The 25,529-nt window shown below is 33.7% G+C and carries 26 protein-coding genes; 20 read left to right on the top strand and 6 right to left on the bottom strand.

Going from position 1 to position 25,529, the window contains the following annotated elements; translation table 11 throughout:
* Positions 1 to 1,917: a metallophosphoesterase gene (locus EGI22_RS19515; RefSeq protein WP_255070129.1), complete on the bottom strand. Its 1,917-nt coding sequence runs from the start codon at positions 1,915 to 1,917 to the stop codon at positions 1 to 3.
* A 223-nt stretch (positions 1,918 to 2,140) separates the two neighbouring features.
* The gene (locus EGI22_RS19510; protein ID WP_255070128.1) at positions 2,141 to 2,686 is read right to left on the bottom strand and encodes a DinB family protein; all 546 of its coding nucleotides are present in this window, start codon (positions 2,684 to 2,686) and stop codon (positions 2,141 to 2,143) included.
* A gap of 177 nt (positions 2,687 to 2,863) precedes the next feature.
* On the opposite strand from EGI22_RS19510, the gene EGI22_RS19505 reads away from it, so the two are divergent.
* The 4 genes from EGI22_RS19505 (at position 2,864) to nadD (ending at position 5,073) form a co-directional block, all read left to right on the top strand.
* Positions 2,864 to 3,478, top strand: coding sequence for a sigma-70 family RNA polymerase sigma factor (locus tag EGI22_RS19505; RefSeq protein WP_255070166.1), 615 nt, complete (start codon positions 2,864 to 2,866; stop codon positions 3,476 to 3,478).
* 27 nt (positions 3,479 to 3,505) lie between these two features.
* Positions 3,506 to 3,829: a hypothetical protein gene (locus tag EGI22_RS19500; protein WP_255070127.1), complete on the top strand. Its 324-nt coding sequence runs from the start codon at positions 3,506 to 3,508 to the stop codon at positions 3,827 to 3,829.
* 66 nt (positions 3,830 to 3,895) lie between these two features.
* Positions 3,896 to 4,501, top strand: coding sequence for a guanylate kinase (gmk, locus tag EGI22_RS19495; protein ID WP_255070126.1), 606 nt, complete (start codon positions 3,896 to 3,898; stop codon positions 4,499 to 4,501).
* Positions 4,501 to 5,073: a nicotinate (nicotinamide) nucleotide adenylyltransferase gene (gene nadD, locus EGI22_RS19490; protein ID WP_255070125.1), complete on the top strand. Its 573-nt coding sequence runs from the start codon at positions 4,501 to 4,503 to the stop codon at positions 5,071 to 5,073. The genes gmk and nadD overlap by 1 nt, the downstream gene beginning before the upstream one ends.
* Here nadD and EGI22_RS19485 read toward each other — a convergent pair.
* Entirely contained in the window at positions 5,064 to 5,825 is a 762-nt protein-coding gene (locus tag EGI22_RS19485) for a type III pantothenate kinase (protein WP_255070124.1), read from the bottom strand. The genes nadD and EGI22_RS19485 overlap by 10 nt on opposite strands.
* 147 nt (positions 5,826 to 5,972) lie before the next feature.
* Between EGI22_RS19485 and EGI22_RS19480 the strand changes: the two genes are divergently transcribed.
* From EGI22_RS19480 to accC, 8 genes are all read left to right on the top strand, one after another.
* Positions 5,973 to 6,512 carry a DUF177 domain-containing protein gene (locus EGI22_RS19480; protein WP_255070123.1) on the top strand — a complete coding sequence of 180 codons (540 nt, stop codon included), beginning with the start codon at positions 5,973 to 5,975 and terminating at the stop codon, positions 6,510 to 6,512.
* 22 nt (positions 6,513 to 6,534) lie between these two features.
* A complete protein-coding gene (gene rpmF, locus EGI22_RS19475) occupies positions 6,535 to 6,720 on the top strand; it encodes a 50S ribosomal protein L32 (protein ID WP_255070122.1) in 186 nt (61 codons plus the stop codon).
* A gap of 39 nt (positions 6,721 to 6,759) precedes the next feature.
* Complete coding sequence (gene plsX / locus EGI22_RS19470) at positions 6,760 to 7,701, top strand: phosphate acyltransferase PlsX (protein WP_255070121.1); 942 nt, start codon at positions 6,760 to 6,762, stop codon at positions 7,699 to 7,701.
* Positions 7,702 to 7,730: 29 nt separating this feature from the next.
* Positions 7,731 to 8,717: a beta-ketoacyl-ACP synthase III gene (locus EGI22_RS19465; protein WP_255070120.1), complete on the top strand. Its 987-nt coding sequence runs from the start codon at positions 7,731 to 7,733 to the stop codon at positions 8,715 to 8,717.
* Positions 8,718 to 8,721: 4 nt separating this feature from the next.
* Positions 8,722 to 9,360 carry a hypothetical protein gene (locus EGI22_RS19460; RefSeq protein WP_255070119.1) on the top strand — a complete coding sequence of 213 codons (639 nt, stop codon included), beginning with the start codon at positions 8,722 to 8,724 and terminating at the stop codon, positions 9,358 to 9,360.
* Between the two features lie 2 nt (positions 9,361 to 9,362).
* A complete protein-coding gene (gene efp / locus EGI22_RS19455; RefSeq protein WP_255070118.1) occupies positions 9,363 to 9,932 on the top strand; it encodes an elongation factor P in 570 nt (189 codons plus the stop codon).
* A 63-nt stretch (positions 9,933 to 9,995) separates the two neighbouring features.
* A complete protein-coding gene (gene accB / locus EGI22_RS19450) occupies positions 9,996 to 10,472 on the top strand; it encodes an acetyl-CoA carboxylase biotin carboxyl carrier protein (RefSeq protein WP_255070117.1) in 477 nt (158 codons plus the stop codon).
* 19 nt (positions 10,473 to 10,491) lie between these two features.
* Entirely contained in the window at positions 10,492 to 11,835 is a 1,344-nt protein-coding gene (gene accC, locus EGI22_RS19445; RefSeq protein ID WP_255070116.1) for an acetyl-CoA carboxylase biotin carboxylase subunit, read from the top strand.
* A 34-nt stretch (positions 11,836 to 11,869) separates the two neighbouring features.
* On the opposite strand, the gene EGI22_RS19440 is transcribed toward accC, so the two are convergent.
* Positions 11,870 to 13,012 carry a hypothetical protein gene (locus EGI22_RS19440; protein ID WP_255070115.1) on the bottom strand — a complete coding sequence of 381 codons (1,143 nt, stop codon included), beginning with the start codon at positions 13,010 to 13,012 and terminating at the stop codon, positions 11,870 to 11,872.
* 162 nt (positions 13,013 to 13,174) lie between these two features.
* Between EGI22_RS19440 and EGI22_RS19435 the strand changes: the two genes are divergently transcribed.
* Positions 13,175 to 13,387: a hypothetical protein gene (locus EGI22_RS19435; protein ID WP_255070114.1), complete on the top strand. Its 213-nt coding sequence runs from the start codon at positions 13,175 to 13,177 to the stop codon at positions 13,385 to 13,387.
* On the opposite strand, the gene EGI22_RS19430 is transcribed toward EGI22_RS19435, so the two are convergent.
* Positions 13,384 to 14,625, bottom strand: a complete 1,242-nt coding sequence (locus EGI22_RS19430) for a nucleoside recognition domain-containing protein (RefSeq protein WP_255070113.1) — start codon at positions 14,623 to 14,625, stop codon at positions 13,384 to 13,386. The genes EGI22_RS19435 and EGI22_RS19430 overlap by 4 nt on opposite strands.
* 82 nt (positions 14,626 to 14,707) lie before the next feature.
* Here EGI22_RS19430 and EGI22_RS19425 point away from each other — a divergent pair, with 82 nt between their 5' ends.
* The 3 genes from EGI22_RS19425 (at position 14,708) to EGI22_RS19415 (ending at position 19,326) form a co-directional block, all read left to right on the top strand.
* Entirely contained in the window at positions 14,708 to 15,478 is a 771-nt protein-coding gene (locus EGI22_RS19425; protein WP_255070112.1) for a M15 family metallopeptidase, read from the top strand.
* Between the two features lie 423 nt (positions 15,479 to 15,901).
* Positions 15,902 to 16,942, top strand: a complete 1,041-nt coding sequence (gene pheS, locus EGI22_RS19420; protein ID WP_255070111.1) for a phenylalanine--tRNA ligase subunit alpha — start codon at positions 15,902 to 15,904, stop codon at positions 16,940 to 16,942.
* Positions 16,943 to 16,983: 41 nt separating this feature from the next.
* A complete protein-coding gene (locus tag EGI22_RS19415; protein ID WP_255070110.1) occupies positions 16,984 to 19,326 on the top strand; it encodes a sialate O-acetylesterase in 2,343 nt (780 codons plus the stop codon).
* Here the strand turns inward: EGI22_RS19415 and EGI22_RS19410 are convergent.
* Entirely contained in the window at positions 19,312 to 19,851 is a 540-nt protein-coding gene (locus tag EGI22_RS19410) for an RNA methyltransferase (RefSeq protein ID WP_255070109.1), read from the bottom strand. The two genes, EGI22_RS19415 and EGI22_RS19410, sit on opposite strands and share 15 nt — an antisense overlap.
* A gap of 111 nt (positions 19,852 to 19,962) precedes the next feature.
* Between EGI22_RS19410 and EGI22_RS19405 the strand changes: the two genes are divergently transcribed.
* From EGI22_RS19405 to EGI22_RS19390, 4 genes are all read left to right on the top strand, one after another.
* Entirely contained in the window at positions 19,963 to 20,835 is an 873-nt protein-coding gene (locus tag EGI22_RS19405) for a hydroxypyruvate isomerase family protein (protein WP_255070108.1), read from the top strand.
* 56 nt (positions 20,836 to 20,891) lie between these two features.
* A complete protein-coding gene (locus tag EGI22_RS19400) occupies positions 20,892 to 22,103 on the top strand; it encodes a bifunctional 3,4-dihydroxy-2-butanone-4-phosphate synthase/GTP cyclohydrolase II (protein ID WP_255070107.1) in 1,212 nt (403 codons plus the stop codon).
* 146 nt (positions 22,104 to 22,249) lie between these two features.
* On the top strand, positions 22,250 to 24,538 hold the full coding sequence (locus EGI22_RS19395; protein ID WP_255070106.1) for a family 20 glycosylhydrolase: 2,289 nt from the start codon (positions 22,250 to 22,252) through the stop codon (positions 24,536 to 24,538).
* A 100-nt stretch (positions 24,539 to 24,638) separates the two neighbouring features.
* Positions 24,639 to 25,526 (top strand): TIGR01777 family oxidoreductase, encoded by an 888-nt coding sequence (locus EGI22_RS19390; protein WP_255070105.1) that lies wholly within the window; start codon positions 24,639 to 24,641, stop codon positions 25,524 to 25,526.
* The last annotated feature ends 3 nt before the right edge of the window (positions 25,527 to 25,529 follow it).

The raw sequence follows: 25,529 nt of genomic DNA, 5'->3' as shown, positions 1-25,529 counted from the left end.
CTATTTTTTTATAATCTTCTTAACAACTTTAAAATCCTCTCCTATTAAAATACAAAAATAATTTCCTGAAGCAAAACCCTCCAAATTTACCGAAACTTGACTTTTCCCTTCAATAAACTTTATCAATTTCGATTTAAACAAAAGATGACCGTTTATATCCGAAATCAGATAATAGTATTCACCGCCTTTAAACATCTCTAAATCCAAAGTAAATACATCAGAGCCAGGATTGGGAAAAACCGAAGCAATGTTTTCGTTTTCTATTTCTTTTTCAAGAATCTTAAGCACTTCAACAGAAACAGTATCACTATTTATACAAGTTTTATAATTTGCATTTAGAATATATTCACCTGCATTCTCAATAGTAACATTGTTTAATGTAAGATTTTCAGCAACGCCAACTGTATCTTTTTTAAATAACCAAGTAAGGTTACCATTTCCTTCAAATTTACTTGTCAATTGTAAATCTTGCCTTTCCAGAATTGGAGAGTTAGAAAAAGCCACTGGCTTGGGGTAGTCCAAAACCTGTACATTTATAGTATCAGCTAAACATCCATACTCATCTGATATCAAGAAACTTATGTTATTATTCAAACTATCAATAGTAAATTCATTGTTATTCCAAATACCCAACTCTGTAAAAGCTTTTCCATCCCAGGAAGGTTTTACCGAAAACTCTTCTCCGCATTCTATCAATTTATCTATTTTTTGATTTACATTTTTCAAAATCGTAAACTCGTCAAATATCACACCATTTGAAGTCAAAAATTTCCCTGTAAATTTATTGCTTTCAACTTCTAGAATAAAAGCTCCTGGATTTTCAACATTTGAATTAACCATGGCATTATGTGGATAACCTTCGCTTTTTGACCCGACCCAACCCGAACTTCCAGCTACTACGTAAATTGTCCCCTTATCAGTTTTAATATAAGGGCAGGAATTTATAGAACCATTATAGTTTGCATTAGAATTGCTGCTAGCATATTTTTCATTTTCAAAACTCAATTCATTTCCGAAATAATCATGAAGTAAGTAGGACCTCTCATAGCTATGGCTGTGACCGCTTAACACAACGTCAACTTTATATTTATCTAAAATTCTGACAATATTTTCCCTAATAGCAATCAAATCCAACTCTTTATCGGAGTCATGAGAGCCTTTGGAAAAAGGAGGGTGGTGAAAATACACAACCGTCCACATGGCACTATTGGCTTTTAAATCTACCTCTAACCAATCCGTTTGGGAATTTGGCGATTCATATAACTTTTTACTATCATTAACACCATAAGAGTCTAAACTGACGAAATGGATATTTGCGTAATTATAAGAATAATAAGCGGATGTTCCCGAAGCGAGGCCACCACACTCACCCAAATTTGGCACACTAAAAATATTATAATAATCTGGTTTTAATCCAATATCATTAGGCCAAACTTTGTCGCTGTAATCGTGATTACCAGGTGCAGGCCAAATCACAGTATTTCTTAAGAAATATTTTTGATAAACATTAAAAAAATTAGATTGATATTCCTTGTCAAAACCGTAATTGTAAGCATTATCACCCAATAAAAGCCAACCATCGATAGGCTTAGAACCAAAGTAAGATTTAACACTTTCAGCTACCTTTACTTGAGCTGTTTGCAAAGTTCCACAATCACCGAATGCTACCATACTTACCTTTTCAATACCGCCAGCCAACGGTGAAGTAATAAAATAATTAGAAGTATCTCCTTCAATTAACTTATCATTTAAATACACACTATAATAGTATTTAGTCTTGGGCTTAAGGTTTTCAATTTGTAGGATGTGAGAGGCTTGAGCAGTCAAACTGGACAAATTCAAGGTTTGATTTTCAAAAGACTCTCCATATTTTATTTTGGCAAATACTTCAATGTCTGCTATTAACCTTATCGTCATATTAGTTGAAGAACCCATTTGCAAATATGGACCTCTGGATATCGTTTGGCTTTGGCAAACGTTTGAAACAAAAAGAGATAAAATAAAAAAGAGATATTTTTTCAAAAAGGTAACATTATATAAAACAAAAAAGGCAAGAGGATAAATCTGGAATTTTGAACTTGCACTTTAGAAATTGCAAACGATTCTTTAAATAATTTTAATACTATAAGAAAATTAATTTTTATTTCCCATATTCTAAAGTCTGCAATAAAATTGGATAATATCTTTCTCTCAAGACTTTCTCATGATGCATAGCGTGCCCAATGATAACAAACCCCAAAGATAATGATGAAATCTTCTGGCTATTTGCTTGACCTTTTCTTAATAGCATGGGCTTATCCATATTTTCAAAAAGGAAAATTGTAGATTTTCTCAAAATCGAAAACTCTTCCAACAAGCTCTCAATGCTTCTGTTTTCTAAATTTGTATTTTCAGCATATCTATTTTCATCAAACCCTGGCAGCAATTGATTCTCATTTCTAGCAAAACTCATAGCTCTATACGCCATAATACGCTCTGTATCTATGCAATGCTGTAAAATATCTTTAACAGTCCACTTGCCAAGAGCATAAACTCTTTCACCTAACAAATTATATTTTTCAACATCAGAAAATATTCTTTGGGGAGAGAATTTCTCCAAACCTTCGCACAAATCCAAATTCTCATCGTTTAACAATATATATCTATCGAAGAATTCAGGAAGCTCACCAATTGAATTTCTTGTCATGTTTTAAATCTTAAATTTTATAAACAAAGATACTCAAAAAAGTTTTCATACTTTTATGAGACCTATCTTTAAAGATATTTACCATTAATCAAATAAATATTTTTTTAGCACGATTGCCCAATTAACTTGTACTTAAATAAAAAAAATAAGGTAATTTTGCAGAAACGGCAACAAGGCATGGAATTCGAAGAAGAAGAAGAAGAGTTAATAGAAAGTAAGCCTAAATATTCGGAAGCAGAAAAGTACCGGATATTTGATAAAGAATTTATGCCCCACGTAGATTCGATGTATAACTTCGCCTTTCGACTAACCAACGATGAAGACGATGCCAACGACCTCATGCAAGATACTTTCATGAAGGCCTTTAGGTTCATCAATTCATTTCAAGAAGGCACCAACTCCAAAGCTTGGTTGTTTAGAATCCTCAAAAACAGTTTCATAAACGACTACCGTAAGAAAAGCAAAGAACCTTCAAAGGTTGACTATCAAGAAGTTGAAACTGTTTACAACTCTACTGAAGATGCTGAATACGAGAGCACTACAGACCTAAGAATAGAAGCCGTACAAGACATGATTGGTGACGAAGTAGCTATGGCACTTAATGGTCTGCCAGTAGATTTTCGTACAGTTATCATCCTCTGCGACATTGAGGGCTTCACTTATGAGGAAATGGCGAAGATCTTAGATATACCAATTGGCACTGTAAGATCAAGATTACACAGAGCAAGGAACTTATTGAAAGAGAAATTACGTTCTTATGCAAAGTCCATGGGATATAAAGAATTACGTTAATAAAATTATTTTAAACTGATATTTAGGATGGCTCAATGCTCGGGGAATGAATTGATGAAAGAGGAGTGTGAAAATCACGAAAAATGCATGAAGATGATTCAGGCAGTTTTGGATGGTTCTGCAACTCCAGACGAAATTGAACATTTCAAAAACAACATTGAAGTTTGCAAACCTTGCGTTGATGGTTACGAACTAGAGAAATCTATAAAGGAAAGCCTAAAAACGAAAGTAAGCAAAGTATGTTGTCCTCAAAAAACGATAGAACAACTCAAAGTTAAAATAGGAATAGGATTACTTTTAATATTGGGATTAGTTATAAAAATCAAAGTTATCCAAGAAATATTTATTTAAAAAATATCATCAATTTTAGATTAAACCACTGAAAAAACTCTCTTTCAGTGGATTTTTATTTTTAGAATGAAAAAAGGAAAAGCAATAATATTCTGTGCTCCCTCTGGCTCTGGAAAAACCACCCTAGTGAAGCATCTACTTAGTACTAAATCTGACTTGGGTTTTTCTATTTCAGCATGTACCAGAGACCGCAGAGGAAGAAATGAGGTAAATGGCCAAGATTATTATTTCCTTTCTATAGATGAGTTTAAGCAAAAAATAAAAAATAGAGAGTTTATTGAATGGGAAGAAGTGTATCCAGGAGGATATTATGGCACCTTAAAAACAGAAATTGAACGCCTTTGGGAAAGTGGCAAAAATGTAATTTTTGATGTAGATGTAAAGGGAGGACTAAAACTTAAAGAATATTTTGGAGAAACTGCTGTTGCTATTTTTGTAAAAGTACCATCAATGGAAGAACTCGAAAAAAGACTAGTCAGCAGAGGAACTGAAACCGAAGAAAGCCTTTCAAAACGCCTTTACAAAGTTAAATTTGAGATGGCCTTCCAAGATCAATTCGATGTGGTTTTATTAAACGACGACCTAGAATCTTCTTATTTAAAGACCGAACAACTGTACGAAGATTTTTGTAATGAAAAACTAGAAATCAAAGAAAAACCTCTTTACATCTAATGAAGATTGGATTATTTTTCGGTTCTTTTAACCCAATACACATTGGCCATTTAATTATTGCCAATACTATGGCTACCTCTACTGACTTACAACAAGTTTGGTTTATTGTTTCCCCTCAAAATCCTTTTAAAAAGAACAGCTCTCTCTTACACGAATTCGACAGATATACTATGGTTGAGCGGGCTATAGCTGACAACCACAAACTCAAAGTTTCTGATATAGAATTCAGCCTAACAAAACCTAGTTATACTATAGATACTTTGACAATCTTAGCAGACAAGTACAAAGAACATGAGTTTGTTTTGATTATGGGAGAAGACAATTTGGTGCAATTTCAAAACTGGAAAAACTACGAAAAAATCTTAGAATTTTACGAAATTTACCTTTATCCAAGACCAAACACTCCAGCTCATGATTTCGGAAATCATCCAAAAGTAAAGTTTGTGAAAGCTCCCCTTTTAGATATATCGGCCACATACATTCGCAAAAGATTACAAGAACAAAAGAATATAAAATACCTTGTTACAGATCAAGTCGAAGCATACATAGAATTGAAAAAATTCTATATTTGATGTTTGCCAAACAAGTACAAGCCTTTAATAGTCAGGTCAATATCTACCAAGTCAAACAAATAACCGATATCTGTCAAAACAGATGACAAACCACCCGTTCCTATTACTTTCATCGGTTTACCTACCTCAGCCTTTATTTTTGATACAATCCCAAGGACCATACTTTCGTATCCATTAATTATTCCAGATTGGATAGAATGCATTGAGTTTTTACCAATAATAGATACCGGCTTTTCCAGTTTTACTTCGGGCAATAGAGATGTTTGCGAAAACAAAGACTTTATAGCAGTCTTCATCCCAGGCAATATCACAACCCCTTCAATATTTTTTTGTTCACTAACAATTGTAAAAGTAAGAGCGGTGCCAAAATCAACTACTACACAGTCAGTTTTGAAAATATGATAAGCAGCAAGAGCGTTAACAAAAAGGTCAGACCCAAGCTCCTCTGGCATATCAATACTAACTTTTAACAAATTAGATTTTGCTGGAAAAACAACTTTAGGACGAATATTTAAAAATTTTTCACAAAAATTCACAAAAAAAGGAGTGAGTATTGGCACAACACTACTAATTACCGCTACTTTCAATTTTGATTTTTCTATGTTATTTTCCAACATAAAATTGAGAATTCGATACTCGAAAAATATAGAATTCTCACTTTTTAAGGACTTAATTCTAAACTTATTAACCAATACTTCACCATCAAAAAAGCCAACCACAGTATCGGTATTTCCAACATCGAAAACAATCATTTTTCTGTTATTATTTTTGCTAAAATAGGAATTATTTGGGAAAACACAGAAAATCATCCACAAATAATTAACTATATCGGATTTTATTCAATCAAAACTTTTTCTTCTCAAAAAAAGACTGTAAATTTGCAGCCTTTCTGTAAAAAAGTGAACAAAGTAATTTCAGATTTTGACATTAACATTCATGGTTTAGAAGACCGAACCTATGAGTACCAATTCGAAGGGTCTGATTCTTTTTTCCAACTCTTTGAGCAGGACATCATCGAGGGCGGGAATTTCAAGGTAAATCTTGCTTTAGAGAAAACAAGTTTGTTAATTAGGTTAAAATTCAATATTGATGCTGACCTAAAGCTTGTTTGTGACAGAAGTCTTGAAGAGTTTGTAGAAAATTTCAAAATAGAGGAAATTCACATTTATAAGTTTGGAGAAGAAGCTCAAGAAATGAGCGACGAGATTGAAGTTTTGGCATTTGGAACACCTAAAATAAATGTAGCTGAGTTAATCTCAGATTTTATATTACTAAGCGTTCCCATGAAAAAGCTTCATCCCAAATACAGAGAAGAGGACGATGATTACGAAGACGGAAAATTGATATACATTGATCCGAATATAGAAATCAAAGAAAACATAACCGATGTAGACCCAAGGTGGGCAGCATTGTTTAAACTTAAGAATTTAGAAGAATAGTAATAATAATTTTTAGACAGATATGGCACATCCTAAACGGAAGATTTCCAAAACCAGAAGAGACAAACGTAGAACACATGATGCATTGTCTACAAAACAATTGTCAGTAGATGTAACTACAGGCGAAGTTCACCTTCGTCATCATGCACATGTAAGCGAAGGAAACCTTTACTATCGTGGTAAATTGGTTGTAGAAAACTACAATTAATTCGAAGTAAATATTAGTTTCCAAAAAATAATTTAACCGATGAAGAAAATTGCAGTTGATGCAATGGGAGGCGATTTTGCCCCCAAAGCAGTAATAGAAGGAGCTATTTTAGCTACTTCTGAATTACCAGAAGACTATCAAATTGTATTAATCGGAAAGCAAGATGCTATGCTCGAAGTCATTCATGACCTTGAGTTTAGAAAAGATGCTATTGAGATGATATTCACCAATGATGTCATCGAAATGCACGAACATCCTACTAGAGCATTTAGTCAAAAACCCAATTCTTCTATAGGAGTTGGGTTTAAGCTTTTAAAGGAAGGCCAAGTGTCAGCATTTTGTAGTGCTGGCAATACCGGTGCTATGATGGTAGGCTCATTGTTTACTTTAAGAACAATCGGAAACCTTCAAAGGCCACCTATTGCGGGTTATTTTCCTTTAAAAAATGGGCAATATAGTCTTATGCTGGACATTGGTGCCAATGCCGACTGTAAGCCTGAAGTACTCATGCAGTTTGCAGAACTTGGTAGTCTTTATGCCAAATTTGCATTAAATATTGAAAACCCGAAAGTTGGGCTTTTAAATATTGGTTCAGAAGAAGAAAAAGGCAATACTGTTGCTCAAGCTGCTTATCAACTCCTGAAAAACAACAAGAAAGTAAATTTTATTGGAAATATCGAAGGCAGGGATCTATTTGATGGACATGCTGATGTAATTGTAACTGATGGTTTTACTGGAAATGTGATGTTTAAAATGGGTGAATCTCTTTATGAATATTGTGCAACACAAGGCATTAATGATCAGCTTATCAACAGGATGAATTATGAGGTGGCTGGTGGTAGCCCTATAATTGGCGTAAACGGAAACGTGATTGTTGGTCATGGTATATCAACGCCTCTTGCAATAAAAAACATGATACTACTTGCTCAAAAACAAATTGAGTCTAAGGTGGTAGATAAAATAAAAGAAGTATTTTTGTAAAATTTTAGATTTCTAATAGAACTAAGCCTATGAATTTGAAAGCTGCCATTACTGGTATACACGGTTATGTACCTGAAGACGTGATGACCAATGCCGATTTAGAGAAAATTGTAGAGACTAATGACGAATGGATAACTTCAAGAACAGGCATAAAAGAAAGAAGGATTCTAAAAGGTGAAGGTAAAGGTACTTCAGTAATGGCTGCAGAAGCAGTAAGAGGTCTTTTAGAAAAAACCAACACAGACCCAAATGATATAGATTTGGTTATTGTAGCGACAGTTACTCCAGACTATATGTTCCCTTCAACCGCCAATTTGGTATGTACTCAGGTTGGAATTCCAAGTATCTGCAGTTTTGACATTTTAGCAGCTTGTTCTGGTTTTATATATGCCTTAACCACTGGTGCTCAGTTCATAGAGTCAGGAAGGTTCAAAAAAGTAATAGTAGTAGGTGCGGACAAAATGTCCTCAATTATAGATTATACAGACAGGACAACCTGTGTTTTATTTGGTGATGGAGCTGGAGCCGTTTTATTAGAGCCAACCGAAGGTGAAAACGGAATCATAGATTTTATGTTACACTCAGATGGAAGTGGAGAGAACCATTTGATTATGAAAGGTGGTGGAAGTAAATATCCCGCCTCGCATGATACCATCGACAAACGCTACCACTATATCAATCAAGAAGGCCCGCAAGTATTTAAATTTGCCGTGACTAACATGGCAAATGTTGCTGCTGCTATAATGGAAAAAAATAATTTGAAGGGCGAGGACGTAAGATGGTTGGTGCCACATCAAGCCAACAAAAGAATTATAGATGCTACAGCCAACCGTATGGGTATAGGCGAAGACAAAGTTATGGTAAACATCCAAAAATATGGAAATACCACCGCTGCTACTATACCGCTTTGTTTGTTTGATTACCAAGATCAGATAAAAAAAGGAGATAATCTTATATTAGCCGCTTTCGGTGGTGGATTTACATGGGGGTCTGTTTATGTAAAATGGGCTATTTGATTATATGAGAAGAATAATTTTAACATTATTGGTTTTGTTTTTGGGACTAAGTTTTTCCTATTCTCAAGAAATTAGAACCTTCACTAATGTTAATTTTAAAACGAATCTATCAAAATCAAATAATAATTTCTCGATTTCTGTTGGGGAAATGCTTCAATTAAAAAAGAGAATTCCTGTCCGTATTATTACTTCTTTCCAGTTTACTGGTAAAGTATTTAAGGAAACCATTTGGCCTCCAGACAAAAAAAGTGGTTCGACTCAGCTTATTGTCAAAGATAGTTTTTTAAATTCTAGTTTTAATCTACCTTTAGGTGTTGAATTTTTCCATAAAGATTTTGGATTAGGCATAATGCAAGAAGTTGCCTCATTTAATCTTTCAAAAAGTGTGGATTCATCCAAAGTTGTAATTCCTGTAGATATGGAACTTAAACCTGTGGTTTTCAACAGTATTTTCTCAAAAAACAATAATCTAAACTCCACTATTTATGTAGTTTATACTGTAAGTGATTCATTTTCAGTTAAACTAGGGTTAAACTCAGGAGCTAATAACTTTAATTTTTATAAAGATTCAAAAAAAATAAATTTTGCTAGAATCTCTGAGAAATCAGTATTTCTAAGCTTAAGAATAAATATAGAAAAATAACAATGGCAACAACAGCAGATTTTAGAAACGGTTTATGTTTAGAATGGAACAATGACCTTTTTATTATAGTAGAGTTTCAGCACGTAAAACCTGGAAAAGGCGGAGCATTTGTTCGTACAAAACTTAAAAACATTAAAACTGGCAGAGTTTTAGACAATACATTTACTGCCGGAGAAAAAGTTACCACGGCAAGAATTGAAAAACGTCCATATCAGTTTTTATACAAAGATGAATTAGGATACAATTTCATGGACAATGATACTTTTGAACAAATATCATTAGGCGATGCAATGGTTCCTTTAGCAGATTTGATGAAGGAAGGCTCAAACGTAGATATTTTAGTTCATTCAGAAACAGAAACTCCACTTTCAGTTGAGATGCCTGCTTATGTAGAATTGAGAATTACTTACACTGAACCTGGAATAAAAGGAGACACAGCTACAAACGCAAGCAAACCAGCGACAGTAGAAACTGGGGCTACTATTAAAGTGCCTCTTTTTATTAACAACGACGAACTTATCAAAGTAAACACTTCTTCATACGAGTACGATTCTCGAGTAAAAGAGAAATAAAATATTTATAAAAAATGGTTTAAGTTATTACATTTGTAACTAAACCTTAATAACCTTTAAAACATGGATACTAGAGAAATTCAAAAACTTATAGATTTTATTTCAAAGTCTGATTTAAATGAGGTAAACATTGAAACCTCGGAATTGAAACTACAAATCAAAAGAAATGGAGGAAGCCCGGTTCATTATGTTTCAGCTCCTGTTCAAGAATCAACTAGCCAGGCGGTGGAATATATTGCCCCTTCAAAAGAAAGCCAAAGTGCTCCTGCAATAGTTGAAGCACCAGTTGTTGCTTCAAATTTGATCGAAATAAAAGCTCCTATGATTGGAACATTTTATAGATCAGCGGGGCCAGGAAAACCAAACTTCATCGAGGTTGGAGATGAAATAAACTCAGGAAAAGTAATCTGTATACTTGAGGCGATGAAATTATTTAATGAAATCGAAGCCGAAGTTTCAGGTAAAATCGTAAAAATATTGGTTGACGATGCTACTCCTGTGGAATATGACCAACCTCTTTTCTTAATTGACCCATCTTGAGGTTTAAATTTCAAAAGCTATGTTTAAAAAAATATTAATTGCCAATCGAGGCGAAATAGCTCTTCGAATAATTCGTACGTGTAAAGAAATGGGTATTAAAACTGTTGCTGTTTATTCCACAGCAGACAAAGAAAGCCTACACGTTAGATTTGCAGATGAAGCTGTATGTATTGGACCTCCTGCTAGTAAACAGTCTTATCTAAATATACCTAGTATAATTTCTGCTGCTGAAATTACCAATGCAGATGCCATTCATCCGGGATATGGTTTTTTATCAGAAAATGCTGAATTTTCTAGAATTTGTGAAGATTACAAAATAAAATTCATCGGTGCTACCGCTGAGCAAATCAACCAAATGGGAGATAAAGCCACTGCCAAAGAAACGATGAAAAAAGCTGGTGTTCCTTGTATACCCGGCTCAGAAGGCTTATTAGAATCTGTTGAAGAAGGTATAAAGTTAGCCGAAGCTATGGGTTATCCTGTAATAGTAAAAGCAACGGCTGGCGGCGGCGGAAGAGGTATGAGAATCATCAGGAAATCGGAAGACTTCCAAAAAAACTGGGACGATGCCAAAATGGAATCTGGTGCGGCTTTTGGTAATGATGGTTTATATCTTGAAAAATTCATTGAAGAACCTAGACATATTGAAATCCAAATAGTTGGCGATCAATACGGTAAAGTTTGCCACCTTTCTGAGCGTGATTGTTCAATTCAAAGAAGACACCAAAAACTCGTTGAAGAAACTCCTTCTCCAGTAGTTTCTGACGAACTAAGAGAGCAAATGGGAGCTGCAGCTATAGCAGGTGCAACAGCCATTAAATATGAAGGTGCTGGTACTGTAGAATTTCTAGTTGACAAACACGGAAAATTCTATTTCATGGAAATGAACACCAGAATCCAAGTGGAACACCCTATAACAGAAGAAGTTACTGATTTTGATCTAATAAAAGAACAAATAAAGGTGGCTGCTGGTATACCAATTTCTGGAATTAACTATTTCCCGAAAATGTATTCGATGGAATGTAGAATAAATGCAGAAGATCCAAAGAATAACTTTAGACCAAGCCCTGGTAAAATTTTACAGATAAACCTACCAGGCGGGCATGGAATCAGAGTTGACTCGCATGTTTATGCAGGTTATACTATTCCACCAAATTATGACTCAATGATAGCTAAGCTTATTGTGACAGCTAGAAGCAGAGAAGAAGTAATAGTAAGAATGAAAAGGGCATTACAAGAGTTTTTTATAGATGGCGTAAAAACTACGATTCCATTCCATTTAAAACTCATGGATGACGAAACTTTTAAATCTGGAAAGTTCAATACTTCATTTCTAGAAACTTTTGATTTTGAAAATTTATAAAAAAAAGTCGAGAGCAATCTCGACTTTTCTTTTTTTAATATTTGTCATAAAATTTCTTTATTCTTGTTGAAAACTGATCATAAATCGGTTTACAGAATTCGATAAACATTTGTTGAGCAGGAGGCGGCATTTGCTCTTTAAACTTAGTTGCTTCTAAATCAATTTTCGACAGAGCCCTTTCGTCGCCGTTGTATGATGCCCACTTAGTATCCCAAACAAATTCACCCGGGAGTTGGTCTTTCAATAAAACTTTCTTTGATTTATAATCATATATTTCTAAAGACATTATTCCACGAGATCTAACAGATTTTTGATATCTAGTTATAGTAGCTTTTACTAAGCCATAAACATCTACGTTTTTGCCACCTAATTTCGCAGTTCCTGTTTTTACAGAATCTTTACTAATAACAGTTTCTTTATCCGATTTAAGATTGGTTTCTCCAACAACAAATTCAATGAACTCTAATCTCACAACATGGTCAGGATTAAGTTTAATTTCCTTTGCTTCAGCAGGTTGATAAAATCTTATAAATTTATTAAGTCTTCTATTTGTCTGTAAAAACTCATCTATTTTACTTTGAAAAAACTCATTGCTGTATTGGTACATTTTTGAGTTTATTGCAGGCTGCTCAACAACCACATGGTAGGACCCCACAAACAGAGCCTCCTCCGCTTTTTCAGACGCGTCTTTAAAATCTGGTGCAAAAGCTAATAAAGCATTAAAATTATCATAAGCTGCTCTTCCATTATCGATTGTTCCTTTTTTTAATAAGGAATTTGCAAAGTCATATCGCTCATTTGCTGCTAAATCTACGGCTTTCTGATATTCAGAATAGTAAGAATCTGGAGAAACTATATTTCTACAAGCAACACATTTTTCAATTCTGTCATGGAGATCGTTCAACTTTTTGTAGTCTTCCACAACTCTTTCGTACTTAAATTGCTGATTCGCGACTTTTGCTCTTCCAATATCTTTCAATAAATCCTCTTTAGCCAATCCATAGGCATTAGGTAATACTTCTAGTGATTTGTCATTATTACTATCTTTTCGGAGTTTTTCAATGGCTTGAATTGCCGCTTGATAATAATTTCCTGACTCCAAGGCTTTTTTCCCTGATTTAGAACAGGAGATAATTGTTATTGATATTAAAATCAATAATACTTTAATAGTTTTCATTTTTTTTATGGGTTTACCTTTTCTTAAAATTATTGAACAATTTTAATTTGTAAAATTAACAAAATCAAAATTATTACAAGATTTAACAATACTTTAGCATTTAACGGTCAGAAACAAATTATTCTCCCTTTAAATTTGTTACAAAAGTATAAAATAACAATAATGGAAAATTTCTTAAAAAACTGGACAATACTAAGAATAACTCATCTAAGCATATCAGTTATATTTATCGGAGCTGCCGTATATTTTTCCAACAATGTTTTTCTTTATATTTTAGGAATAGGTTTTTTAGTACAAAGTTTGACAAACACTGGTTGTAGCAATAACTCATGCTCAAGAGATGAAATCAGGGCAAAATACCGTAGAAGACATTAATAAAAGAATATATAGGAAACAACTATAGCGGTAATAACCCCAGCTAAATCTGCCAAAAGCCCCGCAGTTAAAGTATAGCGAGTATGCTTAATACTTACACTACCAAAATATACTGCTAAGACATATAAAATAGTATCCGAACAAGCTTGAAATACACTTGAAAGCTTTCCAACAAAAGAGTCAACACCGAAATTAGGATTGTCAAATGTCTCAATCATCATAGCTCTAGATCCACTACCACTCAATGGATGCATTAATGCAGTAGGTAATGCATCAATCCATTCGGTATTAATACCAGTAAAAGATACTAACCATTTCAAACCGTTGGTTAAATCTGTCAAAACTCCTGAATTTCGAAAAACACTAATAGCAACCAACATACCTACCAAATAAGGTATAATCTTTACGGAGGTTTCAAAACCGCTTTTGGCACCTTCAATAAAAGTTGGAAAAATATCCACCTTTTTGTAAAATGCTGCCCCAACAAATCCAGTTACGAACGAAAAGAGTATTAAGTTGCTCAAAATCTTTGATTTAAGCTCAATTTCATCTTTTGATAATCCGGAAAAATACCAAAGAACAAATACGATAAAAGCTGTAATGCCTATCAACCAGGAGAATAAAGTTTTATCAAAAAAATTTATTTTTTGTTTAACCCCAACAATTAAAAGTCCAGTAAAAGTGGCCACATATACTGATATTAAGGCAGGAATAAAAATATCTGAGGGGTCTGCAGCATGGTAAATTGCACGCTGTGCCATGATAGAAAGTGGAATTAAAACTGGCCCAGCACTATGCAAAACCATAAACATAATTTGAGCATTTGAAGCGGTATCTTTATTCGGATTCAACTCTTGAAGACTTTTCATAGCTTTAAGTCCAAATGGTGTCGCGGCATTATCCAAACCTAACATATTTGCTGAAAAATTCATAATCATTTCACCGTTGGCTTTGTGGTCTTTAGGAACCTCAGGAAAGAGTCTGCTGAAAAACGGTGCAATAATTTTGGCCAAAACTCTTATAACACCTGCTTCCTCACCCAATTTCAGTATTCCTAAAAAAAATGTCATGACACCAGCTAATGGCAAAGCCAAGTCCATTACCGCAGATTCTGCAGACTTAAACATCCCCTCCATTAGTATTTTAAAAATCTCTGTATCTCCAAAAAATATTAATTTTATTAGGGCAACGATGAAAGCAACAAGAAAAAAACCAACCCAGATGTAATTTAAAATCATGAATGTTTCCTTTTTATAAATAAAAGAAGCAAATTAGTTTTTTTATATTAGATTTCGAAAACAAAAGATTGCTATTTTAAGAATGCAAAAAATACAAAAAAAATATTGTTTAAAATTTATCTCATTTTCAGCAGCTTGGATTCTCTTTATTTCTTGCAACAATAAAAAAGAACAGGCCGAAACAGAGAATTTAATTTTAGACGAAAGAATTACAGAAAAACCACAATCAGCAAAAACATCCCCTTTTGAAAACTCCATGATTTCCCAAGGTTTGGTAAATATTCAAACTTTGGACAGTACGATTTTAGTAGATTTAAAATATAGCTCTAAAGACAATTTTTTTGGTGAAGATGTATACGGAGATTTTGATAAAGGTTTTTTGCAGAAAAAACCAGCAGAAGAACTTGCGAAAGCAAATGATTATTTAAAAACAATAAACCCAGCATTAAGATTACTAATTTATGATGCCACTAGACCGCATTCAATACAAGTTATTCTTTGGGAAAAATTAGATTCAATTCCTCCAAAACGTAGGAAAGATTTTGTGGCTGATCCCTCTGAAGGTTCCATACATAACTATGGGTGTGCCGTAGACCTCACACTTTTTGATGTGAATAAACAAGAACCATTAGATATGGGAACAAAATATGATTTTTTCGGGGATCTGGCTTATCCTCGCCTTGAAAATAAAATGCAAAAACTAGGTAAACTTTCAGAACAGCAAATAAGCAATAGGGTGTTATTGAGAAATGTTATGAAAAAATACAGTTTTGAATCAATTAATAGCGAGTGGTGGCATTTTAATTTCTATTCAAGAGCCAAAGCAAAAGAGCTCTATAAAATTGTAAATTAAAAAATCCAGAAATACATTCTAAAATGCTGTTTTCTGGATTTCTTGAGAATAAAATAAATCTTTAATTCAGAATTAGTTTTTAAATAGCTAAAGAGATTTAATAATTATGCGAAATTTTAGATGGCTTATTCAGCGGAAAAGACTAACAATTGTAAAATTAATATATAAAATCTTAGATTGTATGTTTCCCAAACAGCTCAAAAAAAATAAACAATTAAAAATCAACGCATTAATGATATCCCAAAGATACAAAACAGGTATTTCTACCTATTAAGTTAAGTAAAAATACCTCAAAATATTTTAAGTAATTTTAGGCTACAAAACCTTAAAATAAGATTTTCCACATTTAAAAAGCCAATCTGCTCATTATTATTAATATTAATGCTTTCAAAATATTATATTTGCGGTTTAATGTATATTGTTGTGATAGAAAAAATAGAAAGAGTAATAAAAGAGGCGGAAAGTTTTTTACAAGACAATAAGCTAAATTCAGAAGATTTCAGACTAAAATATTTAAGTAGAAAAGGAATTTTAAACGAGCTTTTTGATGATTTCAAAAAAATCAATAATGAGCAAAAGAAAATAGTCGGACAAAATCTCAATAAGCTTAAAAATAAGTTAGAAGATATCCATCAAGAACTTTCTATTTCTGGAAAAACAACTTCTATTGAAAAATCTTCGGGAGCTATCCCTGACCTAACGCTTCCTGAAATTCCTAATCAACTAGGAGGATTACATCCATTGACCATCGTAAAACGTAAAATTTTAGAGATTTTTGCTAGAATGGGTTTCAATGCAGAAGATGGCCCGGAAATTGAAAGTGACTGGTACAATTTCTCAGCATTAAATTTTGCCGAAAATCATCCAGCACGAGAAATGCAAGATACTTTTTTTGTAGAAAAAAATGCAATCACAAAAGATGACTTGTTATTAAGGACGCATACCTCTAATGTTCAAATCAGATTAATGGAATATAAAAAACCTCCAATCAGGTCAATTATGGCTGGGAGAGTTTATAGAAATGAGGCTATATCAGCCAGAGCCCATTGCCAATTTCACCAAGTAGAAGGTCTTTACGTTGATAAGAATGTAAGCTTTAAGGATTTAAAAGATACGCTTTTGCATTTTGCGAAAGAAATGTTTGGCAAAGATACCAAAATAAGACTCAGACCAAGTTATTTTCCATTTACTGAACCTAGTGCTGAAATTGACGTATCATGTTTTATATGTCATGGTAAAGGATGTAATATTTGTAAACATTCAGGATGGGTAGAAATAGCGGGTTCAGGTATGGTTGACCCCAATGTATTAGAAAATTGTAATATAAACTCTGAAGAATATACTGGCTTTGCGTTTGGCATGGGAATCGAAAGAATTACCATGTTAAAGTATGGCATAAACGACCTTAGACTGTTTTTTGAAAACGATGTTAGATTTTTAAAACAATTTAATGGCATACATTGATATTGTTAAAAGAACCCAATTTTAACCAACTTTAAATTTTGATGAATATTTTTAAAAAATATTTTTTAAGTAATATAGGTCTTTTTTTAGGAGGTATTCTGTTTTGTAATGCACAAATGAGTATTACGATTCCCTATGAAAAATCTGTATTTCAAAGAAATACAAACAATATTGGAAACATACATATTACTGGTATTCTTGACAAAGATGCAGACAAAGTAGAGGGAAGGCTTGTGCCTAGATTTAATAACTCTGGTACAGCTACTGATTGGGTAACGGTTGATGACCAAATAGATGGTCTTAGCTTTACCGGCTCTATTGAGGGAAAAGGAGGTTGGTATAAATTGGAGCTTCGAAGTATTCTGAATGGAAATATAATTGCTTCTAGAAGTGTTGAAAAAGTTGGAATAGGTGAAGTTTTTGTTATTGCTGGCCAATCTAATGCCCAAGGAGATGGTGCTTCTCCAAATGCCCCAGGTGCAAGCGATGAAAGAGTTTTGGCTTTTGAACCTAACTACTTCAACAAGTCAACCTACGATTATGACAATTTTCCGCTTGCACTTCCAATTGACAAATTTACCAATGTGTTAGGTAATACCAATATTGGGCCTACAGGTTATTCACCTTGGTGCTATGCAGAACTCGGTGACCTATTGGTTAACAAACTTAATGTTCCTATAATGTTTTACAACACAGCATTATCTGGAACTTCTACTGAAAACTGGGTAAATTCAATATATGGTGTCGATACTTATCACATTAGAACTGGAGAAGTGTTTCAAAGGTATATGCCTTATCATGGTCTAAGGCGTACTTTACATTCATTAATTACTATCTATGGCATAAGAGCCATTTTATGGCATCAAGGCGAGTCAGATGCCGCAATAAATGTGCACGAACAAACACATTTCGAAAATCTTCGAACTATAATAAATGAAACTAGAAATAATACTGGAGAAAAAATACCGTGGGTAATTTCTAGAGCTTCCAGAAACAATACAACTATTAATACCTCAATAATAAACGCACAAAATAGAGCAATTGCAAATATAGAAAACGTTTGGCCAGGTCCTGCTACTGACGACATTCAACCATCAAGACCTGATGGCGTTCACTTTGAAAACACGAGTACAATCAAAGGAATAGATCTATTAGGGCAAGCTTGGAACTTAGCATTAACAAATCAATTCTTTTCTCAAGTAAATCCTGTTTTGCCAAAAGGCATTGTAGAAATTAAATATTCATGTATTAATCAATCTGAAGCTAATTTTAAATTTGACAAACTTTATCAAACTTACTTGTGGAACAATAGTAGTGGTTCGAGTACTTTAAAAGCTTCTACTGGAGAGGTGTCTGCAGTATTAAGAGATGGTTATACAAATCTTCTATATACTAACAAAATAATAGTTCCAAATGTATTCCCCAAAGACAAGCCTGTAGTTTCAGCAGTAAATAGCCTAAAAGGCTGCACTGGAAAAACAGTGGATTTACAAGCCTCAAACTTCAAATATGAAGTAAATTGGAATACAGGTAAAATATCAAATCAATTATCTGTAAATCAACCTGGACAATATTTTGCCTATTACAGAAGTTCGCAAGGCTGTTTGTCGCCAAAGTCAAATGATATATATCCTCAATTTGTCGACCCACCAACCAAACCGATTATTCAATTAATTGCTTCCGATGGATATGAATGTGAAGGTAAAACTATTCAGGCAAAAGTAGATAATTTTTATAATTTCGATGCAATATGGAGCGACGGTACAAAAGGAAACAATATTACTATTTCAAAAGAACTCCCTGAACCACTAAAAGTAACGCTTTACAGTAATTTTGATTGTCCTTCACCAGAGTCAGATACAATAAAATACCTTTTTTTAGAAGTACCTAAAACTCCAGATATTGAGCAGGAAGGTCCTTTTTTCATTAGAGCGTTAAAAAAAGATAGTGTTCAAAAAATAGAGTGGTTTCAAAACAACAACTATCTTACAACCTTAGAAAATGAGAATTTTTATATAAGAGAATCAGGTTTATATTCTGTAAAAGGAATAAATACTTTTACAACTCCTAGCTCTAGAGTACTCGAATGCAGATCAGGCATGTCAAGTATTATTTCTATAACGCAAGACTTAAATCATTACGGTATAGCTGTATATCCAAATCCTATTGTCGATAATAAGTTCTATATTACTTCAGATGCTGAATTAATTGATGTCAATGTAACAATATTTAATTCTATTGGACAAAAGATAAAAGAAACTTATTTTCCAAGTATTCTCTTACCTGAAGAAGTTCCTCTCGATCCTACTTTGCCATCCGACAGATATTATGTTGAGTTAAAAGTTAAAGGCCTTAGCAGAGTTTTTATATTATTTAAGCAATAATTTAGTTTTGGAATAAAAATCCCAAAGCAAAATACCCGTTGAAACACTTACATTAAAAGAATGTTTAGTGCCAAATTGGGGAATTTCTAAAATTAAATTTGAGTTTTCAACAATTTCTTGTTTCACTCCAAAAACCTCATTCCCTAATACGAAAGCGTACTTCTTGCCTTTTTCTGGCAAAAAATCATCTAGATAAATACTATTTTCGACCTGTTCTAAACTTACAATTTGCCAATCTTTAGATTTTAAATCTCCAATTAATTCCAAAACATCTTCTCGATATTCCCAATCTACTGATTCAGTAGCCCCCAATGCGGTTTTTTCAATCTCACGATGTGGCGGCTGTGCAGTGATTCCACATAAATATATTTTAGAGGCACGAAAACAATCAGCTGTTCTAAAAATAGAACCAACATTTGCCATGCTTCGTATATCATCTAATATCAAACAAAAATCATTTTTATCTGCCACTTTAAAATCCTCAACAGTTAATCTATTGAGCTCCTCCATCACAAGTTTTTTCATCCTTATTTCGTTTATTCATTTGATTAAAAATCAGACCAATTCCCAAAAAATATTTCTATTTCATAATATTAAAGAAAATACTAATTTTAGGGCAAATCTAAAGATTAATTTATGGAAAAATTAAATACCAGAAGAGAAACCATCAAAAACCTAGCATTAGGAGGTTTGATGCTACCCTTTTCAAAAGAATTAAAAAACACAAATTCAAACCTGAAAGGTAACATTAATCACAGCGTTTGCCACTGGTGTTATAGAACAATCCCTTTAGAAGATTTTGCAATTGCCATAAAAAAAATTGGTATAAATGCGATAGATTTAGTAGATGTCAAACAATTTTCCATATTAAAAAAACACGATATTCATTGCTCAATGGTTTCTAATTCAAGCCAAGAATGGGGAATTACAAAAGGATGGAATAAGATAGAACATCATGAAAAACTAATTGCCTGGTATAAATACCTAATTGATGAAACTGCCAAAGCTGGATATAAAAGCATTATTTGTTTTTCGGGAAATAGAGATGAAGAAATAGATGACGAACAAGGCTTAGATAATTGTGCAGAAGGTTTGTCAAAATTAATCCCCTATGCTGAAAAGAAAAACATAACTATAGTGATGGAGCTCCTAAATAGCAAAATAGACCACAAAGGATACATGTGCGACAACACTGATTGGGGCGTAGAGCTTTGCAGAATGATAGACTCAGAAAATTTTAAATTGCTTTTTGATATTTATCATATGCAAATTATGGAAGGAGATATCATAAGAACTATTAATGAAAACAAAGCATTTATTGGACACTATCATACTGGTGGAGTACCTGGAAGAGCCGAAATTGACGAAACTCAAGAACTAAACTATCCAGCTATAATGAGAGCCATTATTGAAACGGGCTTTAAAGGATATGTAGGTCAAGAATTCATTCCCAAAAAGACGGATAAAATAGATTCTTTAAAAAAGGCAGTAGAATTGTGTGATGTTTAACCTGATTCATTTTTAATTACTTGGCTATTATTGGTAACTTTGCAAAAAAACACTTTATGCAGCAAATAAAACTGGATTCCATTGAAGAAGCGATAGAGGAAATAAAAAATGGAAACGTAATAATAGTAGTAGATGACGAAGATAGAGAAAACGAAGGTGATTTTATCTGTGCAGCTGAAAAAATAAGTCCTGAATTGGTGAATTTCATGGTAAAAGAAGGTCGTGGTTTAATGTGTGCACCTCTTACGTTGGAGCGTTGTAAAGAGCTCGGCTTAGACCCAATGGTAGGAAAAAACACAGCTGAACATCAGACAGCATTTACGGTTTCTGTGGATTTATTGGGCAATGGCTGCACTACGGGTATTTCTGCGTCTGACAGGTCAAAGACTATACAAGCATTGGTTAATTCAGATACCAAACCTGAAGATTTAGGTAGGCCTGGACATATTTTCCCACTTATAGCAGCAGAAGGAGGAGTATTAAGGAGAACAGGACATACAGAAGCCGCAATAGATTTCTCAAAACTTGCAGGTTTAAAACCCGCTGGCGTTTTGATTGAAATATTAAATGAAGACGGCACAATGGCTCGTTTGCCACAGTGCAGAATCTTAGCAGACAAGTTCAACCTCAAACTAGTTTCTATCAAAGATTTGATAGCCTATAGACTTGAAAAAGAAAGTCTTATCAAAAGAGAAATCGGCGTAAATATGCCGACCAATTGGGGAAACTTTGAACTAATAGCTTTTAGACAATTAAATAATGATCAGATTCACATGGCCTTGGTAAAAGGTAATTGGGAGGAAAACGAACCCATTTTAGCAAGAGTACATTCTTCATGTGTAACTGGCGACATTTTTGGTTCTTGCAGGTGCGACTGTGGGCCCCAATTACACGCCGCCATGGAAATGGTTGAAAAAGAAGGAAAAGGAGTAATAATTTACATGAATCAGGAAGGAAGAGGAATAGGATTGTTAAACAAATTAAAAGCCTATAAACTCCAAGAGCTGGGGAGAGATACTGTAGAGGCAAATCTCGAGCTTGGATTTGCTCCTGACGAAAGAGACTATGGCGTAGGAGCTCAAATCTTAAGAGATTTAGGAATTTCGAAAATAAAATTAATTTCAAATAATCCCAAAAAACGGATAGGATTAATGGGTTATGGACTTGAAATAGTAGACTCTGTAGCAATCGAAATAGCCTCAAACCCACACAATGAAGAATATCTAAAGACAAAAAGAGACAAAATGGGGCATACAATTTTGAAATAAGAAGTATTAAAAACCCTGCTCAATATTTAATATTTTCAAAAAAAACGAATCGATTTAAACCTGTTTTTAAGTCGATTTTTTTTATAAAATAATTTATTAAATAAAAAATCGTTATTTTGCGTCTATGTCCTAATAAATATTAAATAATGAAGCTTATCATATCACTCTTAATTTCGGTCGGATGTTTCGCCCAAAATACTCTTTCAATTATACCCAAACCTCAAAGTATAGACATTGGTAAAGGTAAATTTTCGATTGATGAAAATACTCAAATTGCAGTTTCCTCAGACAACACAGAAGCCACAGCCGTTGCCGAACAATTGGCGATAAGGTTAAAAATTATAAAAAACAGACCAATTGAGATAGTTTCTGCGAATTCAGGAAATAATAAAATCCTATTTTTAAAAAACAGCAAGATTGCAAAGGAAGGTTACGAACTACGCGTTAGCAACAAAAATATAACAATTGAGGCCTCAAACCCAGTTGGGCATTTCTATGGATTACAGACCTTGCTCCAACTACTTCCATCTGAAATTTTTGGAGCTTCAATTCAACCTAATCTAAATCTTTCTATTCCCGCATGTACCATTAAAGACGAACCAAGGTTTGAATATCGTGGTATTATGCTAGATTTAGGTCGCCATTTTTTCTCGATTGAATTTCTTAAAAAAATGGTTGACGTGATGGCTATCAACAAAATGAATACTTTCCATATTCATCTCACAGAAGACCAAGGCTGGAGAATAGAAATCAAAAAATACCCTAAACTAACAGAGATCGGTTCAATAAGAAAAGAATCAATGGTAGGACATTACCGAGACCAAAAGTACGACGGAACACCTTATGGTGGTTTTTATACACAAGATCAAATGCGTGACTTGGTAGCCTATGCTCAAAGAAAATTCATAACGATAGTACCCGAAATAGAAATGCCTGGGCATGCTTTAGCAGCACTTGCTTCATATCCAGAACTTGGTTGCACTGGAGAGCAGTTTGAAGTTGGAACTAAATGGGGAGTAGAACCTCGTGTATTTTGTCCAAATGAAAAAACCTTTTCTTTTTTAGAGGATGTATTAACAGAAATAATGGACATTTTCCCAAGCCAGTATATCCATATTGGTGGCGACGAATGCCCCAAAGAAGCTTGGAAAAAGTCTGACTTTTGCCAGAATCTTATGAAAAAGGAAGGATTGAAGGATGAACATGAATTACAAAGTTATTTTATAAGAAGAATAGACCAATTTGTAAGTTCAAAAGGTAGAAAAATAATTGGATGGGATGAAATATTAGAAGGTGGCCTATCGCCTAATGCAACGGTAATGTCGTGGAGAGGTGTGGAAGGAGGAATAGCTGCAGCAAAACAAAAACATGACGTTATAATGTCTCCCAACAGCCACATGTACTTGGATTATTACCAAGCCAATCCAAGTACAGAACCATTAGCTATAGGTGGTCTTTTGCCAATCGAAAAAACTTATTCTTTTGAGCCTTTTTCACCAGAATTAACTACTGAAGAAGCAAAATACATAAAAGGCGTACAAGCTAATCTTTGGACAGAATATGTAGCTACACCAGAATATGCCGAGTATATGTTGTTTCCGAGGGCCATAGCTACTGCTGAAATCGGTTGGTCTGACAAAACAAAAGATTTTGAAGACTTTAGCAATAGGCTCATGCAACATTTTAAAAGGCTTGATCAGATGGCAGTAAATTACTCTAAAGCATTTTATAATGTATCTTTTACAACAGAAAAAAACAGTTTAAACCAACCAGTTTTAAGTATGAGTTCGAATGATAAAAATGGTGTAATTCGCTATACAATAGACGGAACTATGCCAAATTCGAAGTCATTTGAATATTCGCCAAAAAACAAAATAACGATTGGTGGAGATAGAAATATTTCCGCAGCTTTGTTTTCAAAAGAGGGAAATATGATAAGCACTATCTCATCAAAATCATACACTATCTCAAAATCTACTGGAAAAAGCTATTCTCTTGGCACAGAGCCAAAGAAGTATTTTGGTGGAGAAAAAATGGCCCTAACTAACGGGATTCGGGGAGACGAAAATAGTAATGACCCATGGGTTGGATTTAACGGAGGCAACCTTGACTTTACTTTGGATTTTGGACAGAAGACTTCGTTTTCTAATGTTTCAATCGGTTTCTTAGGAGCAGCTACAGCATGGATTATGCCACCTAAAAGTCTTGAGATTTTCACTTCTGACGACAATAAAACATTCAAATCTATTAAAAAAATGGATTTGGGCCTTTCAACAAAAAACGAAAGTTTTGTTCAACAACTTAACATATCAGTGGGAACTGCAAATGCTAAATATTTAAAAATTGTAGCAGAAAACTATGGAAAACTTCCAATTGGACATCCTGGACAAGGTAGCCCCTCTTGGTTATTTGTGGATGAGATTTCAGTAAAGTAAAAATTAAAGCAGAAAAAGTTTACCCTCATTTTGAAAAAGATGAGGGTATTTTTTTTTGGAATAAAAAACAAAAGGGCTTAAGTGAAAGTTCTTATTATATATGAAAGTACTAATAACAGGTGGAAGTGGATTGATAGGTAAAGCTTTAAGCAAAAAGCTTTTGAGTGAAGGGCATGAAGTTAACATTTTAACTAGAAATGTCAAAAATAGCTCATCCGTTAAAGAATTTCATTGGGACAAAACCTCTGTTGACCCTAAAGCTTTTGAGGGAGTTGAAACAATTGTACATTTAGCAGGAGCCGGAATTGCAGATAAGCATTGGACAAATCAACGTAAAAAAGAAATTATAGATAGCAGAGTAGATACGCTTAAATTGATACAAGAAAACTATAAAGGCGACTCTTTGAAAGCCATAATAGGTGGCTCTGCTATTGGATTTTATGGTGGTGATACTGGCGATATCGAAAACAATGAAGACTCGGAGGCTGGCGAAGACTTTATGGCAGACTGCTGTGAAAAATGGGAAAAAGCTGAAGATGATTTTGCTAAAAAGTTTGAACTGAGAGTAGTAAAAATAAGAACTGGAGTAGTTTTAGATAAAAATGATGGTGCGTTACCCAAAATTATAAATCCAATTAAATATTACGCAGGAGCGGCTTTTGGAAGTGGAAAACAATGGATGTCTTGGATTCATATTGATGATATGGTGGAGATTTTTTTTCAATCAATAATAAACCCAAATATCGAAACCATAATAAATGGTGTAGCCCCCTACCCTGTTACTAATCAAGAATTTACAAAAACTGCAGCCCAAGTATTAGGTAAAAAAATACTCTTACCTAATATTCCTTCATTTATTCTAAAAATGATTCTTGGAGAAATGTCAGTTGTAATACTAGGTAGCAGTAAAGTAATAAATAAGCAAATTTCTCCAATAAAATTCAAATTTGAAACACTAGATAAAGCTTTACAAAACCTGTTGGGATAGTTT

The sequence above is a fragment of the Lacihabitans sp. LS3-19 genome, assembly GCF_024343575.1.
Taxonomy (GTDB): Bacteria; Bacteroidota; Bacteroidia; order Cytophagales; family Spirosomataceae; genus Leadbetterella.
Note: the sequence above shows the minus strand (reverse complement) of the source record. Positions and strands in the feature narration are given on the sequence as shown.

Coding starts and splice junctions, on each gene's coding strand:
- EGI22_RS19485 (WP_255070124.1), bottom strand. CDS start 5,825: ATGATTGTTTTCGATGTTGGAAATACCGATACTGTGGTTGGCTTTTTT.
- nadD (WP_255070125.1), top strand. CDS start 4,501: ATGAAGATTGGATTATTTTTCGGTTCTTTTAACCCAATACACATTGGC.
- rpmF (WP_255070122.1), top strand. CDS start 6,535: ATGGCACATCCTAAACGGAAGATTTCCAAAACCAGAAGAGACAAACGT.
- EGI22_RS19460 (WP_255070119.1), top strand. CDS start 8,722: ATGAGAAGAATAATTTTAACATTATTGGTTTTGTTTTTGGGACTAAGT.
- EGI22_RS19500 (WP_255070127.1), top strand. CDS start 3,506: ATGGCTCAATGCTCGGGGAATGAATTGATGAAAGAGGAGTGTGAAAAT.
- EGI22_RS19405 (WP_255070108.1), top strand. CDS start 19,963: ATGGAAAAATTAAATACCAGAAGAGAAACCATCAAAAACCTAGCATTA.
- EGI22_RS19435 (WP_255070114.1), top strand. CDS start 13,175: ATGGAAAATTTCTTAAAAAACTGGACAATACTAAGAATAACTCATCTA.
- gmk (WP_255070126.1), top strand. CDS start 3,896: ATGAAAAAAGGAAAAGCAATAATATTCTGTGCTCCCTCTGGCTCTGGA.
- accC (WP_255070116.1), top strand. CDS start 10,492: ATGTTTAAAAAAATATTAATTGCCAATCGAGGCGAAATAGCTCTTCGA.
- EGI22_RS19400 (WP_255070107.1), top strand. CDS start 20,892: ATGCAGCAAATAAAACTGGATTCCATTGAAGAAGCGATAGAGGAAATA.
- EGI22_RS19395 (WP_255070106.1), top strand. CDS start 22,250: ATGAAGCTTATCATATCACTCTTAATTTCGGTCGGATGTTTCGCCCAA.
- EGI22_RS19430 (WP_255070113.1), bottom strand. CDS start 14,625: ATGATTTTAAATTACATCTGGGTTGGTTTTTTTCTTGTTGCTTTCATC.
- EGI22_RS19505 (WP_255070166.1), top strand. CDS start 2,864: ATGGAATTCGAAGAAGAAGAAGAAGAGTTAATAGAAAGTAAGCCTAAA.
- plsX (WP_255070121.1), top strand. CDS start 6,760: ATGAAGAAAATTGCAGTTGATGCAATGGGAGGCGATTTTGCCCCCAAA.
- EGI22_RS19510 (WP_255070128.1), bottom strand. CDS start 2,686: ATGACAAGAAATTCAATTGGTGAGCTTCCTGAATTCTTCGATAGATAT.
- EGI22_RS19425 (WP_255070112.1), top strand. CDS start 14,708: ATGCAAAAAATACAAAAAAAATATTGTTTAAAATTTATCTCATTTTCA.
- EGI22_RS19515 (WP_255070129.1), bottom strand. CDS start 1,917: ATGACGATAAGGTTAATAGCAGACATTGAAGTATTTGCCAAAATAAAA.
- EGI22_RS19415 (WP_255070110.1), top strand. CDS start 16,984: ATGAATATTTTTAAAAAATATTTTTTAAGTAATATAGGTCTTTTTTTA.
- EGI22_RS19410 (WP_255070109.1), bottom strand. CDS start 19,851: ATGAAAAAACTTGTGATGGAGGAGCTCAATAGATTAACTGTTGAGGAT.
- EGI22_RS19465 (WP_255070120.1), top strand. CDS start 7,731: ATGAATTTGAAAGCTGCCATTACTGGTATACACGGTTATGTACCTGAA.
- EGI22_RS19440 (WP_255070115.1), bottom strand. CDS start 13,012: ATGAAAACTATTAAAGTATTATTGATTTTAATATCAATAACAATTATC.
- efp (WP_255070118.1), top strand. CDS start 9,363: ATGGCAACAACAGCAGATTTTAGAAACGGTTTATGTTTAGAATGGAAC.
- EGI22_RS19390 (WP_255070105.1), top strand. CDS start 24,639: ATGAAAGTACTAATAACAGGTGGAAGTGGATTGATAGGTAAAGCTTTA.
- accB (WP_255070117.1), top strand. CDS start 9,996: ATGGATACTAGAGAAATTCAAAAACTTATAGATTTTATTTCAAAGTCT.